Source organism: Streptomyces sp. NPDC003300, from assembly GCF_040610915.1.
Taxonomy (GTDB): Bacteria; Actinomycetota; Actinomycetes; order Streptomycetales; family Streptomycetaceae; genus Actinacidiphila.
This window is the reverse complement of record NZ_JBEXNE010000020.1, coordinates 78,217-94,146: the sequence shown is the minus strand read 5'-3', so window position 1 is coordinate 94,146 and position 15,930 is coordinate 78,217. Positions and strand designations below refer to the sequence as shown.

Annotated in this window: 20 protein-coding genes and 1 pseudogene; 15 read left to right on the top strand and 6 right to left on the bottom strand. The window is 68.6% G+C overall.

The window, feature by feature from the left end:
* Nucleotides 1–257: 257 nt before the first annotated feature.
* The 5 genes from ABZX65_RS26165 (at nucleotide 258) to ABZX65_RS26145 (ending at nucleotide 5,523) form a co-directional block, all read left to right on the top strand.
* On the top strand, nucleotides 258–1,700 hold the full coding sequence (locus ABZX65_RS26165) for an endo-1,4-beta-xylanase (RefSeq protein ID WP_355344692.1): 1,443 nt from the start codon (nucleotides 258–260) through the stop codon (nucleotides 1,698–1,700).
* A 243-nt stretch (nucleotides 1,701–1,943) separates the two neighbouring features.
* Complete coding sequence (locus ABZX65_RS26160) at nucleotides 1,944–2,552, top strand: isochorismatase family protein (RefSeq protein ID WP_355344689.1); 609 nt, start codon at nucleotides 1,944–1,946, stop codon at nucleotides 2,550–2,552.
* Nucleotides 2,549–3,475 (top strand): DJ-1/PfpI family protein, encoded by a 927-nt coding sequence (locus ABZX65_RS26155; protein WP_355344686.1) that lies wholly within the window; start codon nucleotides 2,549–2,551, stop codon nucleotides 3,473–3,475. The genes ABZX65_RS26160 and ABZX65_RS26155 overlap by 4 nt, the downstream gene beginning before the upstream one ends.
* A gap of 295 nt (nucleotides 3,476–3,770) precedes the next feature.
* Nucleotides 3,771–4,688 (top strand): oxidoreductase, encoded by a 918-nt coding sequence (locus ABZX65_RS26150; RefSeq protein ID WP_355344683.1) that lies wholly within the window; start codon nucleotides 3,771–3,773, stop codon nucleotides 4,686–4,688.
* Between the two features lie 112 nt (nucleotides 4,689–4,800).
* Nucleotides 4,801–5,523 (top strand): DUF4230 domain-containing protein, encoded by a 723-nt coding sequence (locus ABZX65_RS26145; RefSeq protein WP_355344680.1) that lies wholly within the window; start codon nucleotides 4,801–4,803, stop codon nucleotides 5,521–5,523.
* Between the two features lie 203 nt (nucleotides 5,524–5,726).
* Here ABZX65_RS26145 and ABZX65_RS26140 read toward each other — a convergent pair whose 3' ends face one another.
* The 5 genes from ABZX65_RS26140 to ABZX65_RS26120 form a co-directional block, all read right to left on the bottom strand.
* On the bottom strand, nucleotides 5,727–5,942 hold the full coding sequence (locus ABZX65_RS26140) for a tyrosine-type recombinase/integrase (protein ID WP_355344677.1): 216 nt from the start codon (nucleotides 5,940–5,942) through the stop codon (nucleotides 5,727–5,729).
* 288 nt (nucleotides 5,943–6,230) lie between these two features.
* Complete coding sequence (locus ABZX65_RS26135) at nucleotides 6,231–6,671, bottom strand: tyrosine-type recombinase/integrase (protein WP_355344674.1); 441 nt, start codon at nucleotides 6,669–6,671, stop codon at nucleotides 6,231–6,233.
* Between the two features lie 452 nt (nucleotides 6,672–7,123).
* Nucleotides 7,124–7,273: an excisionase family DNA-binding protein gene (locus ABZX65_RS26130; RefSeq protein ID WP_355344671.1), complete on the bottom strand. Its 150-nt coding sequence runs from the start codon at nucleotides 7,271–7,273 to the stop codon at nucleotides 7,124–7,126.
* 229 nt (nucleotides 7,274–7,502) lie between these two features.
* The gene (locus tag ABZX65_RS26125; RefSeq protein ID WP_355344668.1) at nucleotides 7,503–7,667 is read right to left on the bottom strand and encodes a hypothetical protein; all 165 of its coding nucleotides are present in this window, start codon (nucleotides 7,665–7,667) and stop codon (nucleotides 7,503–7,505) included.
* A gap of 268 nt (nucleotides 7,668–7,935) precedes the next feature.
* A complete protein-coding gene (locus ABZX65_RS26120; RefSeq protein ID WP_355344665.1) occupies nucleotides 7,936–8,190 on the bottom strand; it encodes a hypothetical protein in 255 nt (84 codons plus the stop codon).
* Between the two features lie 55 nt (nucleotides 8,191–8,245).
* On the opposite strand from ABZX65_RS26120, the gene ABZX65_RS26115 reads away from it, so the two are divergent.
* Nucleotides 8,246–8,977 carry a TIGR02391 family protein gene (locus ABZX65_RS26115; protein ID WP_355344662.1) on the top strand — a complete coding sequence of 244 codons (732 nt, stop codon included), beginning with the start codon at nucleotides 8,246–8,248 and terminating at the stop codon, nucleotides 8,975–8,977.
* Between the two features lies 1 nt (nucleotide 8,978).
* Here the strand turns inward: ABZX65_RS26115 and ABZX65_RS26110 are convergent, their stop codons facing one another.
* The gene (locus tag ABZX65_RS26110) at nucleotides 8,979–10,055 is read right to left on the bottom strand and encodes a helix-turn-helix domain-containing protein (protein WP_355344659.1); all 1,077 of its coding nucleotides are present in this window, start codon (nucleotides 10,053–10,055) and stop codon (nucleotides 8,979–8,981) included.
* A 685-nt stretch (nucleotides 10,056–10,740) separates the two neighbouring features.
* Here ABZX65_RS26110 and ABZX65_RS26105 point away from each other — a divergent pair.
* The 9 genes and pseudogenes from ABZX65_RS26105 to ABZX65_RS26065 all read left to right on the top strand — a co-directional run bounded on the left by ABZX65_RS26105 (nucleotide 10,741) and on the right by ABZX65_RS26065 (nucleotide 15,872).
* On the top strand, nucleotides 10,741–11,391 hold the full coding sequence (locus ABZX65_RS26105) for a hypothetical protein (RefSeq protein WP_355344656.1): 651 nt from the start codon (nucleotides 10,741–10,743) through the stop codon (nucleotides 11,389–11,391).
* 81 nt (nucleotides 11,392–11,472) lie between these two features.
* Nucleotides 11,473–11,622, top strand: a pseudogene (locus tag ABZX65_RS26100) (helix-turn-helix domain-containing protein); the annotation flags it as partial.
* A gap of 105 nt (nucleotides 11,623–11,727) precedes the next feature.
* Nucleotides 11,728–12,723 (top strand): DNA cytosine methyltransferase, encoded by a 996-nt coding sequence (locus tag ABZX65_RS26095; RefSeq protein WP_355344849.1) that lies wholly within the window; start codon nucleotides 11,728–11,730, stop codon nucleotides 12,721–12,723.
* 44 nt (nucleotides 12,724–12,767) lie between these two features.
* Nucleotides 12,768–13,349 (top strand): peptidoglycan-binding protein, encoded by a 582-nt coding sequence (locus ABZX65_RS26090; protein WP_355344653.1) that lies wholly within the window; start codon nucleotides 12,768–12,770, stop codon nucleotides 13,347–13,349.
* Nucleotides 13,350–13,351: 2 nt separating this feature from the next.
* Nucleotides 13,352–13,588: a holin gene (locus ABZX65_RS26085; RefSeq protein ID WP_355344650.1), complete on the top strand. Its 237-nt coding sequence runs from the start codon at nucleotides 13,352–13,354 to the stop codon at nucleotides 13,586–13,588.
* Nucleotides 13,589–13,708: 120 nt separating this feature from the next.
* Nucleotides 13,709–14,224 (top strand): hypothetical protein, encoded by a 516-nt coding sequence (locus ABZX65_RS26080; RefSeq protein WP_355344647.1) that lies wholly within the window; start codon nucleotides 13,709–13,711, stop codon nucleotides 14,222–14,224.
* A 43-nt stretch (nucleotides 14,225–14,267) separates the two neighbouring features.
* Nucleotides 14,268–14,510, top strand: coding sequence for a hypothetical protein (locus ABZX65_RS26075; RefSeq protein WP_355344644.1), 243 nt, complete (start codon nucleotides 14,268–14,270; stop codon nucleotides 14,508–14,510).
* Nucleotides 14,482–15,006, top strand: a complete 525-nt coding sequence (locus ABZX65_RS26070; RefSeq protein ID WP_355344641.1) for a DUF6879 family protein — start codon at nucleotides 14,482–14,484, stop codon at nucleotides 15,004–15,006. Before ABZX65_RS26075 ends, ABZX65_RS26070 begins: the two co-directional genes overlap by 29 nt.
* 17 nt (nucleotides 15,007–15,023) lie before the next feature.
* Entirely contained in the window at nucleotides 15,024–15,872 is an 849-nt protein-coding gene (locus tag ABZX65_RS26065) for a helix-turn-helix transcriptional regulator (protein ID WP_355344638.1), read from the top strand.
* The last annotated feature ends 58 nt before the right edge of the window (nucleotides 15,873–15,930 follow it).

Here is a 15,930-nt window from a genome sequence, read left to right as displayed (position 1 = left end):
TCGCGCCCCCGCGCGCTCACCCACCCGCGAGGCCGCACGCCCGCACGCCCGCCGAGGCGTACGCGCACCGCCCCGTCCGAAGTGCGGTGATTGCCGGGGGTGTTGACGGCCGGGTGGGGTGCCCGTAGGGTCTGCGCCGCAGTCGGAATTCGTATCGAAACATTCGATGTGTTCCTCCCTCGTCCCACGCGCATCGCTCGCAACCACGCGTACCGAACTGCCTGCTCCAATCCCCCACTTGGAAGAGGTATTCACACATGTTCTCCAAGCGAGCCCTCAGATCCGCCATCGGCGGATCCGGCGCGGCGCTGCTGGCGGCGACGGCGGCGCTGATCGCCGTCACCGTGCCGTCGGCGCACGCCGCGGACCCGCCGCTGCGCGACCTGGCCGCGGCCAAGGGCATCTACATGGGCACCGCCCTGACCGCGAGCGAGGCCACGGGTGCCAGCGGGCCCATCGCGGGCGCCCAGTTCGGCATGGTCACTCCCGGCAACGAGATGAAGTGGGACACCGTCGAGCCGAGCCGCGGCACGTACAACTGGGCGCCGGGCGACTCGATCGTCAACTTCGCGCAGGCGCACAACATGCAGGTCCGCGGCCACAATCTGGTGTGGCACAGCCAGCTCCCCAACTGGCTGACCTCCGGCAGCTTCAGCAACACCGAGCTGCACAACATCCTGATCAAGCACGTCACCGACGAGGCCACGCACTACAAGGGCAAGGTCGTCCACTGGGACGTGGTCAACGAGCCGTTCAACGAGGACGGCACCTTCCGCCAGGACCTCTGGTACAACCAGCTCGGCTCGTCGTACATCGCGGACGCGTTCACGGCCGCCCGCGCCGCCGACCCGGGCGCCAAGCTCTACCTCAACGACTACAACGTCGAGGGCACGGGCCCCAAGAGCGACGGCATGTACAACCTGGTCAAGTCGCTGAAGCAGCAGGGCGTTCCGATCGACGGCGTCGGCTTCCAGGCGCACCTGATCCTCGGCCAGGTGCCGTCGACCTTCAAGGCCAACCTCCAGCGCTTCGCCGACCTCGGCGTGGACGTGGCCATCACCGAGCTGGACATCCGGATGCAGACCCCGTCGGACGCCGCCAGGCTCCAGCAGCAGGCCAATGACTACACCTCGGTGGTCAACGCCTGCCTGGGCGTGTCGCGTTGTGTGGGCATCACGGTGTGGGGCGTCTCCGACGCGACCTCGTGGATCCCGGGCGTCTTCCCCGGCCAGGGCGCGGCTCTGCTGTACGACGACAACTACCAGCCCAAGCCCGCCTACACCGCGGTGCGTACGGCGCTCGGCGGCAGCACGACCACCACACCGCCGACCACACCGCCCACCACGCCCCCGACCACTCCGCCCACCACACCGCCCGGCGGTGGCGGCTGCGCGGTGACATACGGGGTCAATCAGTGGAACACCGGCTTCACCGCGAATCTGACGGTGAAGAACAACGGCTCCGCGCCGGTCAACGGCTGGACGCTGAAGTGGACTTTCGCGCCGGGCCAGACGGTCACGCAGGCGTGGAACGCGACGGTCACCCAGAGCGGCACCGCGGCGACGGCCACGAATCTGTCCTACAACGGGACGATCGCGGCGGGCGGCACGGTGGACTTCGGCTTCAACGCCAACTGGTCGGGCAGTAACCCGAAGCCGACCGGCTTCACTCTCAACGGCACCGCCTGCACGGTGAGTTGAGAGCCGGGCGAGCGGGCGGCTACTCCTCGACGACGTGATGCACCGGCACCGCCACCGCGTCGTCGTCGAGACACCGCCCGCTCGCCGAACGCGGCGATGTCGAGGGGCGGGGCGGCGTCGGGCGGTCCGCGGGCGAGTCCGACGCGGGGGCGTACCCCGGTGCCCCGCCGCGTGACCGGATCGTTCCGCAGCGGGGCATGATCGGGTCTACCCGCGGGCCCGCGCCGGAGGCACGATCGAGTCATGGCTGACAACACGAACCCCGCGAGCGCGACCGCGCTCATCGTCATCGACGTCCAGGAGTCCTTCCGGCAGCGGGAAAGCTGGCAGGCCGCGTCCGACCCCGAGGTGGCCACGCGGGTGGCGCGGCTGGTCGACCACGCCCGCGAGCAGGGGCACCCGGTGATCTGGGTGCTGCACTCCGAGCCGGGCTCGAACACGGTCTTCGACCCGGAGAGCGGCCATGTACGGCTGATCGACGGGCTGACCCGCGCCGAGGGCGAGCCGCTGCTCGTCAAGACCGCGCACAACGCCTTCACGACCACGAATCTCCAGCAGATCCTCACCGCGCGCGGCATCCGCTCGCTGATCACCTGCGGCATCCGCACCGAGCAGTGCGTGGAGACCACGACGCGGCTGGCCTCCGACCTCGGCTACGACGTCACCTTCGTGGTGGACGCGACCGCCACCGAGCCGATCGAGCACCGCGACGCGCCGGCGGGCCGCCCGCTCGCCGAGGTGCTGGCCGACCCGCGCACGCTGCTCCCGGCGGACATCATCGCGCGCACCGAGTACGCTCTCGCGGGCCGCTTCGCCACCGTCTCGACCGTCAAGGAGCTGACCGGATCGTGACCCGGGTCGTCTTCCTGCTCGTGCCCCACCTGCATCTGCTCGACCTCGCGGGTCCCGCCCAGGTGTTCTCGACGGCCGCCGACTACGGCCTCGGGTACCGGCTGGACTACGTCGCCGAGCGGGAAGACGTCCCCACCGCCCAAGGGGTCGCGCTGCGCGCGGCCACCGAGCCGCCCGCGCTGACGGCCGACGACCTGATCGTCGTACCGGGCTGGCGGGCCCACACGCTGCACGAGAACGGCGCGCTCACACCCGCGACCCTGGAGTGGCTGCGCGCGCACCACGCGGGCGGCGGCACCGTCGCCAGCGTGTGCGCGGGGGCGGACGCGCTCGGCCGGGCCGGGCTGCTCGACGGCCGCCGCTGCACCACCCACCACGACGTGCAGGACGAACTCGCCCGCGACTATCCGCGGGCCACCGTCGTACGCGACGTCCTCTACGTCGTGGACGACCGCGTCGTCAGCTCCGCCGGGATCGCCAGCGGCATCGACCTCGCGCTGCACCTGGTCGCCGTCCGCCACGGGCCGGGCGCCGCTGCCCGCGTCGCCCGGCAGATGGTCGTCTACGCCCGGCGCAACGGCGACGAGCTCCAGACCAGCGCCATGCTCCGGCACCGCGGGCACCTCAGCGACGCCGTGCACCGGGCCCAGGATCTGATCGACGCCCGCTTCGCCCACCACCTCGCCCTCGCCGACCTCGCCGCCTCCACCGGGCTCAGCGAGCGCACCCTCACGCGGCGCTTCACCGCCTCCACCGGGCTCACGCCGCTCCGCTACCAACAGGAGCTGCGCATCGAGCGCGCCGAGCATCTCATCGGGCAGGGGGCCACGCTCGAAGCCGCGGCCCGCGCCGTTGGTTTCCAGGACGCCCGCATGCTCCGGCGCCTCCGCGCCCGCCGGCGCCCGGACCTCGCCTCCGCGTGAGGCGGCGGCCCCTTTCGCGCTGGCCTTGCGCACGACTCGTGCCCCGTAGGGGCGCGGGGAACTGCGCGGGCTACCCACCACCGGCCGGTGGTCCGGGACCAACCGAACTGCCCCGCCGGGGCGGGTGGTGACCTGCGGGAGCGCGGTGGCTGGTCGCGCAGTTCCCCGCGCCCCTTAAAAGATCGGCCCACCACCCACCGCAGAGGAACCGTCCAGGACGGGACCCTACGGGGGCACCGTACGCCGCGAAGGGCCCTACCCTGACGGGTAGTCAGGTGTGAGGGAGGGGGACGTCATGAGCTGGACGGCGGAGAGCGTTCCGGACCAGTCCGGAAGGACGGCCGTGGTGACGGGCGCGAACACCGGCATCGGTTACTGCACGGCCAGGGAACTGGCCCGCCGCGGCGCCCGCGTGACGCTGGCGTGCCGGGACGCGGAGCGCGCGACGGCGGCGCTGAAGCGCCTCCAGGCCGAAGTGCCCAACGCACAGGCGGTGTTCAGGCCGCTGGACCTGGCCGACCTGGAAAGCGTGCGGGCGTTCGCGGAGGCGTACGAGGAGCCGTCGCTGGACCTGCTGGTCAACAACGCCGGGGTGATGGCACTGCCGTACGGCCTGACCTACGACGGCTTCGAGAAGCAGTTCGGGGTGAACCACCTGGGGCACTTCGCGCTGACGGGCCTGCTGCTGCCACGGCTGCGGGCGGCGGACCGCGGGGCCCGGATCGTCGTGGTGTCGAGCGTGGCGCACGTGCTGGCCGGGGTGCGTCTCGGCGACCTCAACGCGACCCGCGGGTACCGCCGTTGGACGGCGTACGGCCAGTCGAAGAGCGCGAATCTGCTCTTCGTGCACGAGCTGTCGCGGCGGCTCGCGGCGGCCGGTTCGGGGATCGTGGCCGCGGCGGCGCACCCCGGTTACGCGGCGACGGACCTGCACACGCGCGGGGCGCTGATGGAGGGCCGCAAGGGCGTGGAGCGTGTCTACGTCTTCGGCAACCGGCTGCTGGCGCAGTCGGCCGAGCGGGGGGCGCTGCCCACGCTCTACGCGGCGACGGCGCCCGGTGTCGCCCCCGACTCCTTCACCGGCCCGCGCGCGCCGGGCCTGCGCGGCGCGCCCGCCCGCGCCTGGCGGCTGCCCAGGACCCGTGACGACGTGACCGGCGAGCTGCTGTGGGAGGCGTCGGAGCGGCTGACGGGGGTCACATACGCCCTGTGAGCCGCCGGGCACGACCCCGGACCGGCCGTGCCAACTCACCTATGTCGAGCGCATGTTCGGCTCATGGAATCGCCGAGCGCGGGTACCCGGCACTTCAGGAGGTGACGCGGTCATGGCGATCAGTGGTGCTGCGGGACGTATGCCCTGGTGGGCGCGGACAGCTATCGGAGTGGTCGTACTCGCGCTGCTGTTCCTGTTGCTCGGCAAGGCCAATCTGCTGCCCGGTATACCGAATCCGTTCGCGGAGAAGGACAAGGACCGCAGCGGTCCCGTCCTGTTGAAGTCCATCCAGGACATGAACCGCTTCGAGGGCGCGAGCGGCAACTTCGAGGTCGTCGTCGACCTGGAGAAGGACGCCAAATTCCTGCCGTCCGCGGTGCGCGGCAAGCGCACGCTGTACGTCGGCGCGGGCAGCGTCGACGCGTACGTCGATCTCGGTTCCGTCGGCAACGACGCGGTGAAGGTCTCCGCCGACCGCAAGTCCGCGACGATCCGCCTGCCGCACGCGGCACTTGAACGGACCTCGCTGGACACCAAGCATTCCTACGTCGTCTCGCAGCAGCGCGGCTTCTTCGACCGGATCGGCGACTTCTTCGGCGACAACCCGGGCAACGCCCAGCAGCTCAACGAGCTGGCCGCGCAGAAGATCCAGGACGCCGCCAAGCAGACCGAGTTGGGCGCGCGGGCCGAGACCAACACCAAATTCATGCTGGAGCACCTGCTGACCTCGCTCGGCTTCGAGCACGTGAACGTCGTCTTCGGCCCGCCCCCGAAGACCGCCCCGACGCCCAGCGGCAGTGCGACTCCCACCACGGCCAGCCCCACGTCCTCCTGACCCCGTCTCAAACGGTCGCCAGGGCCGCACCGCTACGGTGCGGCCCTGGCGACCTTCTTTGTGCTCATCGCGGGTGCGCGCCTCGGATCGTGGGCGTGGGACGCCGTGGCGCCGGCATGGCCGGGCCGTGCCCCGGCGTACGTGAAAGCGCCGGGGGCGGCGCTTCCGCACGAAGCGCTGATTCACCGCGCTGACCATGGGGTTCATCGCTTCACCGACCCCATGGGGCACAACGGGGGCACATTGCCGAGGGCCGCCTCCACCGCGGCGGCGGTGGCATCTTCCTCCTTCGGCCACAGGTGCGTGTAGGTGTCGAGGGTGATCGACGGCTTGGAGTGGCCGAGCGGCTTTTGCACAGTCTTCGGCGTCTGCCCGTCCGCGATCAGCAGCGAGGCGTAGAAGTGCCGGAGGTCGTGCATGGTGGCGGCCTCCGGCACCCGCGTTTCGGAGCCCGCCGTCTCCAACGCCGCATTCGCACGTTTGATCGCGCGCGCCCAGACCTTCGCCCACGACCCCCAGCGGATCGTGTCGGACCCTCCGAAGGAAACACAAGCCGAGCCGTCCGCTGCTTCGGCTTCACCGGGTCCGTACGGTCCTCTAAACGCACCCCGCGGGCGCGGTACTGCGCGAGGTGCGCGGCGAGGGTATCGACGGCCGACTGCGCCAGCGGCACCGTCCGGTAGGACTCGTGGGTCTTGGGCTCACCTTTAATACGGCACGCCCTTATCGGGGCCGACGAGCTGCTGGGCGACCCGCACCGTGCGACGCAGGAAGTTGATGTGCTCGACCTCGATACCGAACACCTCGCTCTGTCGCAGCCCGGAAGCGGCGGCGAGCAGCACCGCCGCCCGGTACCGCGAGGACGCGGCGGCCACGAGCGCATTGACCGCCTCGGGTTCGAGCGGAATGAGATCCGGCTTACGGTCGTCCGGCAGCGTGATGTCGTGACAGGGCGTAGCACGCATCGCCTCGTCGTAGACCGCCGTCCGGAAGACGGCCGACAGGACGTTGTACGGCCCGCGCAAGCTGCCCGGCTTAAGCACCCGCGACCGGTCCTTGACCCATGCCTGCGCCTCCGACCGCCGAATGCTCGCGATGGGGCGGTCACCGAAGGTCGGATAGATGTGCAACCGCAGGGCGCGCTCCACCTTCGGCACGGTCGTGTCGCCGTGGACGGCTGACGTCCGCCAGCGCTCAGCAACCGCCCGGAAGGACTCCTTGGCCGCCTACGGATCGACGTACTGGCCACGGGCGAAGTCGGCGTCGGGTGTCGGCCTCAGCGCGCTTGGCGAAGAACTCCTTGCACTGCTTGCCGTTCAGGTCACGCCAGCGCACCAGCCACCGCTTGCCCCGGCCGTGATCCTTGCCCGCCACGGCGGGCTTCGTCTTGGTGCTGTGCTCGACGCACAGCTCAGCGCCCTCACCGGGGCGCGATAGGTGCCATCGGTCGTAAACCTCAGCCATTGTCCGCCCCAAGTCCCCGGCGATCTGCCGCCTCAACACGGCGGCCCGCGCGGGACGTATCCGCGCCTCTCATGTCAGCGTGGCAGATCGTGCGTAGTGATCACAACGCATGCCCACTGCTGTCAACTCGGGCTGTTCACGCGGAGATGACCTGGGCATCCAGCCATTGGTCGACATCGTCCCAATGTGCGCGCAGGTGGCGGCCCACTCGGATGAACTTGGGGCCGCCCCCACGGCTGCTCCACTGGTAGATCGTGCCGAGCGGGACGCCCAGGTAGTCCGCCACCTGCTGTGGGGTGGCGAGGGGACGACGGGACTCGGGGATCGGTATGGCATCCGGGGAGGGCTTCACGGGAAGATCACCTGAGCCGGCTCGTACCCGCCGTCGCCGACGATCGGACACAACGGTTCGCCGTCGAGGTGCGACCACTCGGGCACAGGACCCCACGTCCGGTTCCAGGACGTGGGCGGCTCCTCCTGGACCTGCTCCCCGCACTCGGCGCATCGCGGTTCCACTACATCGCCTCCGGCCCGGCACTGCCGAAGTGGATGAGCTGGGTGTTGTGGTGCGGATTGGCGTACGACCAGAGCACCATCCACTCGTCGTCCAGCCTGAGCAGGCTGACGCGGTCGCCGTCGGTGATCTCGTAATGCGCCTGCTCGTCGAATTCACGCTGCATGGTCAGAGCCGCCCGTCCACGTCGGAGACGTCCTCGGGCGCCAGCAGCTCGTGATACGCCTGGTCGCTCAGGCTTCCGGGCGCGATGACGTCGCACGATGGAGGGCAGTTGAATCGCCCATCCTCACACCTGACGCAGTCCACGTGACCTCCCCATGATTTTAAAATCTATTGCCCCCATGGAACGCCACAGCCCCCTCCGCATGGGGGCACGGAGGGGGCTTGCGGGGAACACCCTAACGGCTCTGGAGAGGCCGTCCATAACTACCTTATGGGTACCCTTGGAATTGTTGGAGTTCCTCATGGAACGCCTCAAGTTGAATGGCGAGCGCGAGCCAGGCACGGCGCTCGTCAGCGGCGTCCAGGGCGAGGATCTGGCCGCACTCGACATTCCCCTGCTCCCGCAGCTCGTACGCCCTCCGTAGGCCCCTCTGGAGGCCACGGAGGGTCAGCCCGAAGCCGTACTCATCCTCGGTCAGGCCGTGCTCGGCCAGCAGGGCCTCACGCTTCCTGGGGGTCACCATGTCCACCTTCTCGAACCGACAGACCTTGGCGCACTCTTCGTCATAGTGTCCAAGGGTGGATCACGCCTACGCCGTCGAGAAACTGACCGAGTTCATAGAGGACGTCAACGGCCACCTCGGCGAGCTTGAAGCCGCCACGAGCCCAGACATCGGCGCCCCGTGGCCGGACTGGCCTGAGGAACTGAATCTCCAACTCGTCCGCGCGCGCCAGATCATGAACGCCTACGTGCCAGGGCTCGGTGACACCTTTGACGAGGAAGACGGTGACGCTCGCTATTGGTTCCGCGTGCGGGCTGCTTCCGTGGAGGCGTTGGGCCGGGCCACATTCGCAGAGGAGATCGCCGACTTCCTCCGCCCCACCTCGCCCGCTATCGCAGCCGACGGGCTCCATTCCTGGGCCTGGGAGCCGGCCGCTCCCCTGTGGGCCGCTGAGGCCCGCCAGGACGCCGTTCTCGCCGCCGCCCGGACGCTAAACCGCCGCCTACAACAAAAGCTGGACCGCCATGACATCGGCGAAACCGACCTCTGCATGCAGAGCTTCGACCTGAAGGATCCGGTGGAGGGCAAGCCCCGCCTCCGCTTTCCGGGGGATCGGGCGACGCCCACCTGGCGGGCCCGCCAGGAGGGCTCCAAGTACCTCTCAGCCGGGGCGTTCCTCGCACTTCGCAACCTCGCGGCCCACGAGGACGAGGTGGCCTGGACCGAGCAGGAGGCCCTGGAGCACCTCGCCGTCCTGAGCGTCATCGCCCGCTGGATCGAGGAGTGCTCCGTCGAGGTGGCCCAGTAGATCAAGCCGCTAGGGAAAACTCCCGGTACCGGATCAAGGCGATCTGGTACTCGACGGGGTCGAACTGCGCCGGGCTCATCGCCTCCTCGACCTCCGGGTCGGTGAGTTCCCGGCCACATCTGCCCTCCTCCAGAACTTCCAGGATCTCCCCGGTCTCCAGGTCCACGCCTGCGGGGATCGGCTCTCCCCGACGCCTCAGAGCGTTCTCCACAGCCACGCGCTTGCCCCACCGGTCCAGGTCTCGCTTGAACTGGACCCCCTCGGCCACCTTGGACCAGAGCTTGCGCTCAGAGGCGATCTTCGCGGTCCTCTCCTCACCCAGCCCTACAGCCCCGATGTCGGCAGCAGCCTTCGCCAGGCCCCGGTGCGTACGCATGTACGCGGTCGCCGTCTTCTCCACCAGACCCAACTCGACCAACGTCCTGAGGTGCCGGAAAACCGTGGCCTTGGACACCCCGCTGAGGTCCTGTACCTGCTTCGCGGTCAACGGATCCTCACCCGTCACCGCGTAGACCAGAGCGGAGTGCCGGCCGAGACGCAAGAACAGGTCCTCCGAGACATGTCCCAGGGCAGAGTCTCGCAATGGGACACAGTCCTCACGCCCGGTGGAGACCCTTCGGGTCTGTGTCCCATTGCGAGACCGGTCTTCCCGGAACACGGAGGGCTGGGTGAGACGGTAGGAGGAGGCGTCCGAGACCAGCTCCCGGCCCTGGTGACGGAGCCATCCAGCCTTGACGAGACGACCGAGGGACCTGGAGACGGTGGACCTGCCGATACCGGTGACCTCGGAGATGTCGCGGACCGAGGCGTACAGGACCATCAGACCCCTGCGGGTGGCCTCCTTGTGGAGGTGCTCCAGGACCAGGGTGTCCGTGAGGGCCGTACGACCGGTGAGACCGACCGAGCGGAAGGAGCCCCGGATGAGACCTATCTCCTGACGGGCCTGCTGAGGGTCCTGGATGGCCGGGGACTCCTTGGCCTTGGAGACCGCACGGTTCCAGGTGTTCTCCAGACGGGCGAAGGTGTCCGAGGACGACCTGGCCCTGTGGGCGTACTTGCCGCCGCGGAAAGAGACCATGCGGCCAACCGGTGCTGGTGGGTATCGGTCATCGCCGCGTAGAACTGGTCCCAGGTCCATCCGCAGTTGACCATGGCCAGGGTGACGGCGGAGACGGCCTCGGAGCGGGACCCGTACCCGTGCTCACCCGTGACGAGCACGTCGCGCCACTTGGCAGCGAGGGGACGTGCTATGCGCCCAGAAGCGTTAGAATCTGCGGGAGCGTGCTGCATCTTGTTGTTCCTCTGGCCGAGGCGGATGGGTACGCGCGCATAGCGCCTCCAGAGGAGTCGTTGTGGTGAGGGGCTCCTGACCCCTCCGAGCATCGGGATTCTAAAATCAATCCCTTCGACTGAGCCCCCGGTGTGGAGCCGGGGGCTTCGTCATGTTCAGTGCTCCAGCATACGGCGGGCGATGACCACCAGAGGCGCCCTCTGGACGTATGCGAGATCGTTATTACGGGAATCCTTAGAGCGATAGCTCGGACCGCCAATCTCTCTCCAACAATCCTTATGAAGGAGCTGTCTGAGAGCCATTATTTTAGAATCTGTGGCACTCCAGGAACGCTCTCAGGAATTGCTTCACGGAGCCCACGCCGTTAAATTGGACCCATCGCCGCCAGATGCGGCCTGTGACTCCTCTGGAGGCCCCTACGGGCAACTGCCCGAGGGGAACAGGTCCTCTGGGCTCCGTTTCGGAGTGCGCGATGAAGCTCGTCAACATCACCCGCTACGCCCCCTCCCGCGCCGTGGTGGACGGCCTGCTCGCCGACGTCCTGGTCCCCGAGCGCCCCTGGTACGACGCAATCCGAGCCGCTCAGGGCGACGAACTGCTGGACCGCTGGAACCGTCTCGTCTTCCAGGACCTCGGCAGCCCCACCGTCTCGACGGACTGCTGGACGTGGTCCGCGTCCACCGCCACGGACGGGTACGGGACCTTCTCGATCGGCGGTCGCACCGTCCGGGCCCACCACGTCGCCTGGGGCTTCGTGTACGGCAACCCCGCTGCCTACGTGCACGGCCTTCGCGGCTGGGAGCGCGTGGACGTCTCGCACGACTGCCACGACAGTGATGCCTCGTGCGCCGGAGGACCCACCTGCCAGCACCGCAGGTGCGTGAACCCGGAGCACCTCTCCCTGCTCCGCCACTCGGCCAACGTCCGTGCCGGGCGGAGCGGGGAGCACCAGCGCAACAAGGTCGCATGCCCGAGCGGCCACTCGTACTCCGAGTTCGGGCACCTGTACACCGACCCGTCCGGCATGACCCGAAGGTACTGCTCCGCCTGCCGCTCCGGCGGCCGGGCCGTCGAGTTCATCGGCGTCCGCAAGGGCGCCCTGGAGCTGGCGGTGGCCGCGTGAGCTACGTCCGTCGGCTGGTCCACGAGACCGAACTCCTGCCGACCGTCCGCTTGGTCGGCCTGCACATCCGCGACGAGGCCGAACCCGCAGACCACCGCCGAGATCGCCGAGTCGCTCGGCATCGGCACCAACACCGCCTGGCGTGCCCTCAAGTCCCTGGAGGAGCACGGATGGGCTCGGCGGATCCACGTGCTGTGGACGGCTATCGAGGACACGGAGGAGCGGTGCTGACCACCGGCCTCTGGCTCCTCGCCGCCGTGATCGTGATCACCTGGATCGTCCTGACCATCCGCGACCTGCGGAGGTCGCGGTGACCGTGAGCATGATCGACTTGTTCTGCGGAGCGGGCGGGTCCTCCACGGGTGCCGCGATGGTCCCGGGCGTACAGATCGTTTTTTCGCCGCGAACCGCGCCCGGGACGCCATCGACAGCCACCAGGCCAATCACCCCGATACCGAGCACGACTTGACCGACATCAGCCAGGTCGCGGCCACCCGGTACCCCCGGACGGACCTCATGTGGGCCAGCCCGGCCTGCACCGCGCACACCTTCGCCTCCGGCAAGAAGCTCGGCCACGGCGAGTGGGACGGTGGTGTGAAGGCCACCAGCGGGGTAGACGAGGCCGCCATCGCGGCCCGCGCGACCAGGTGGGACACCGTCCGATTCGCGGAGACCCATCGCTACCGCGCGATGATCGTCGAGAACGTCGTCGAGGTCATGATGTGGGGACCTCCCACCAATCCCGGTGCCGTCTTCGACTCCTGGCTGGCCGCGATGCGGGCGTGGGGATACGAGCACTGGCTGATCTTCCTCAACTCGATGTTCGCCCAGGCCCTCGGCCCGGGTGCTCCGCAGTCACGGGACAGGCTCTACGCGATCTTCTGGCAAAGCGGAGACCGTGCCCCTGACTTCAACAAGTGGTTGAGGCCCTCGGCTGAGTGCCCCACGCACGGCCGTGTGAGGGGCATCCAGCACTTCAAGAACCCGGCCCGCCGGTACGGCAAGTACCGCTCCCGGTACGTCTATCGGTGCCCGCACACGGCCTGCGCGGGCCAGATCCTGGAGCCCAAGGTCCGGTCGGCCTCGGAGGCCATCGACTGGACTCTCCCGGCCAGGACCCTCGGAGAGCGCAAGCGGCCCCTCGCGGAGTCCACGCTCCGCAGGATCAAGGCGGGCTTCGAGCAGTTCGCGGAGCCGATTCTCGTCCCGAACGAGGACCTGCGGGCGTACTTCACCGACAGCGGCAAGGGCGTCGCGCCCATATCCTCTGGGACCCGTTCACCGGCCGCTTCTCGCAGTTCCTCCCGGCGAACAGCCGATCCCTCTCCGTAGAGGACCACCCCGGCGGCACCCGGACCAATCGGGCGGGCTCCGTCGTGCTCCAGATCGAGGTCCTGTTCTTCCCCTGGTGCCGGTACGACGGCAAGGCGTACGAGCACCTGTCGGACACGCCCGGCAAGGGCTGGTCCGAGCTGCACGCCTGGATCAAGAGTTGGGGAGTGCCGGACGTCTGGCCGATGGGTGCACCGAACGGCTTCACCGATCACCGCGACGAGCACATCTGGGAGACGAAGGCGGGCTGGTACGCGCACGCCCAGGTCCCCGAGAACTCCCACACCGATCCGGGGAGCTGGTTCGCCTTCCCGGCGCTGCCTAAGCCCGCCACGGGCCCCAGCGCGCCCGCCAAGGCCCTCCAGCCGTTCCCGGGCACCGCGTTCTTCACGAACGGCTCCGGGGCCGCCCTGGGCAAGACGAGCGCCATCTTCACGGCCATGGGCAAGCGCCTGGTCGCCGAGGGCTGCGGCCACTACAAGGTCGGCCCCGGCTCGAAGTTCGGCCAGGCGGACGTGGATTCGTACCAGGCGTTCCAGCGGAAACTGGGCTATACCGGTTCGGCCGCCACCTGGCCGCCCGGTCCGACTTCCTGGGCCAAGCTCCAGGTCCCGAAGGCGGTGTGACCGTGGCCGGACTGTTCGCCAAGCTCAAGGTCGAGGCGAAGGTGTGGGCGGCCACGACGGCCGCCTTCGTCGTCTCGGTGGCCGTGGGTCTGCTCAACCAGATCCAGGACAACCACGCGCTGCTGGGCTCCCTGCCGGGCGCCCTCCAGTTCGTCATCCTGGCCGTGGCGCCGACGGCCGTCACCTTCCTCGCGGGCTACGCCGCGAAGCACACCCCTCGATCCCCCGACGCCCCGTAGCATCGGGCTCCCCCCGGTCTCTGGCAGGACCAGCCGCGCCCCCTCACCTCCGCTGGGAGGTGAGGGGGCGCTTTTCTCGTTCCACCGGCACTTCTCTGTCCGAAGGACAAGAATTCCACCGTGGATGCGGGAGTAGCAGGCGTATTGGGAGCGGCTATCGGTGGCGGTCTCGCCGTGATCACGGCCGTCGGGACAAGCTGGTTCCAGCTTCGGATGGCGAAGGTCCAGAGCCAGGCTCAGCAGTTAGAAGCTGCACGAGAACGTCGCTTTCAGGCGATTACCGAACGGCGAGTGCCACGACAGAAGGCGTATGAGGACTTCCTCGACATCAGTCATCGGATCGAGGAGCTGTTCGAAGACCTGCCTGAGTGGTCGGTCCACAAGCACCTCTGGCGGGAACTGCCTCAGCGGGGAGCAACCGTCGCGGTGGTCGGACCGGAGGCGGTTGCGGAAGCGGCACAGACCGCCATCGATACCTTCACCCTGGCGCTCTTCCGTCACGGCCGGGACGATCACGCCGAACACACTGACACCATCGCCCCCGTGCGGGCGTTCGCCGCTGCGGCCCGCCGTGCCTTGGAAGACGACGGGAACGACATCTCGCGTGGTGTTGACCCGACCGCTTCCGATGGGTGACTGTCGTAGAAGTCTGTAGAAACCAAGGGGATTGGGGAGATCCATGACGCTACGGTTCATCGCTAAGGACCCGAACACCAACGGCGACAACTGCCCGACCGTGTGGGTAGACGCCGAGACGAACGACCTCGTCATCCAGGGCTGGCGCGCGGACGACGAGACGGAGCGGGAGTGCCTGGAGACGGGCACGATCCCCGACACCGAGGCCGTCGTGCGGCTGCCCGCGCGCATGGTGGCCGCCATCAGGGAGGCATGTGATGTCGCAGACGGTGCCGCCGTTCGCTGATCTGCTGGCGGAGTGCCGCTCGTCGGCCGTGCATTTGGAAACCCGGGACGTGTACGGCGTCGCGGACGAGGACCAGGACTTCGCGGCCTGGAAGGCGGGCCGCAGGCACACGCCGGAGACCCGCGACCAGTGGTGGAATTCCTTCCACGACTCGATCTTCCAGGCCGTCGCCCGTGGCGTCTCGATCCGCCGGGCCAGGATCGTTTCCGAGCCCGTCACCGAGTACATCCAGTACGAGCACTCCTGCACCTTCCAGAACGTGATTGCGGGCGAGAAGGTCCGCTGGCTACCGCGCCGCCTGGCCTCGGACCTGCTGATCCCTGGCAACGACTTCTGGGTCTTCGACAACGCCCTGGTCCGCTTCGGCCTGTTCTCCGGCAATGGCGCGTTCGTTGGGCACACCCTGTCCCAGGACCCGGACGTCATCAAGAACGTGAACGGCGCCTTCGAGGACGTGTGGGAACGAGCCATCCCCCACGAGCGGTTCACGGTCTGACCTGCTGAAGCACCGACATGTCCGAATCGCCGTCAGCCGCCGTCCAAGCCGCTCGGCGTCAGCTTGCCGTCCGTCTCCGGGAAATCCGGAAGGCCGCGGGCCTGACTGCGACCGAGCTTGCACGACGGCTGGAGTGGTACCCCTCGAAGGTCTCCCGGATCGAACACGCCAGGACCCCACCGTCGGTGACCGACATCCGGGCCTGGTGCGGGGCCTGTGACGCCACAAACGAGACCGACGACCTGGTGGCCTCGGCCCAGTCCGCCGACTCCCTGTACGTCGAGTGGAGGCGCGTACAGCGCACCGGGCTCCGGCAGCTCCAGGAGAAGCGGGCCGAACTGTACGAGCGCACCAGCTTCTTCCGCGTGTACTGCTCGAACGTCATCCCCGGGCTCTTCCAGACGCCCGCCTACGCCACAGCGCTGCTGTCCTCCATCTCGGAGTTCCACCATGCCCCGAACGACATCGAGGAGGCCGTGGCGGCCCGTATGGAGCGCTCCAGGGTGCTGTTCACTGGCGGCAGGCGCTTCGCGGTGCTGATCGAGGAGTCCGTCCTGCGGTACAGGATCGGCGCCCCCGAGACGATGGCCGGCCAACTTGGGTACCTGCTCACGCTGATGTCTGTGCCCTCCGTCAGCCTGGGCATCATCCCCTTCACGGCCTCCAGGCCGGTCTGGCCGCTGGAGACCTTCAACGTCTTCGACGATGTCCGCGTTCACGTCGAGCTGCTGTCGGCCGCGGTGAAGGTGACCGCGCCGAGCGAAGTGGAGCAATACATCAGGGCATACCGGGAGTTGGGCACGGGGGCGGTCTTCGGGAGCGCGGCGCGCGAACTGATCACCGTGGCCATTAACTCCCTCGGGTAGCCCGCGTAGAAATCCGTAGAAATTCATTGAGGGTCTGACAGTGTCATCCCTACGGTCA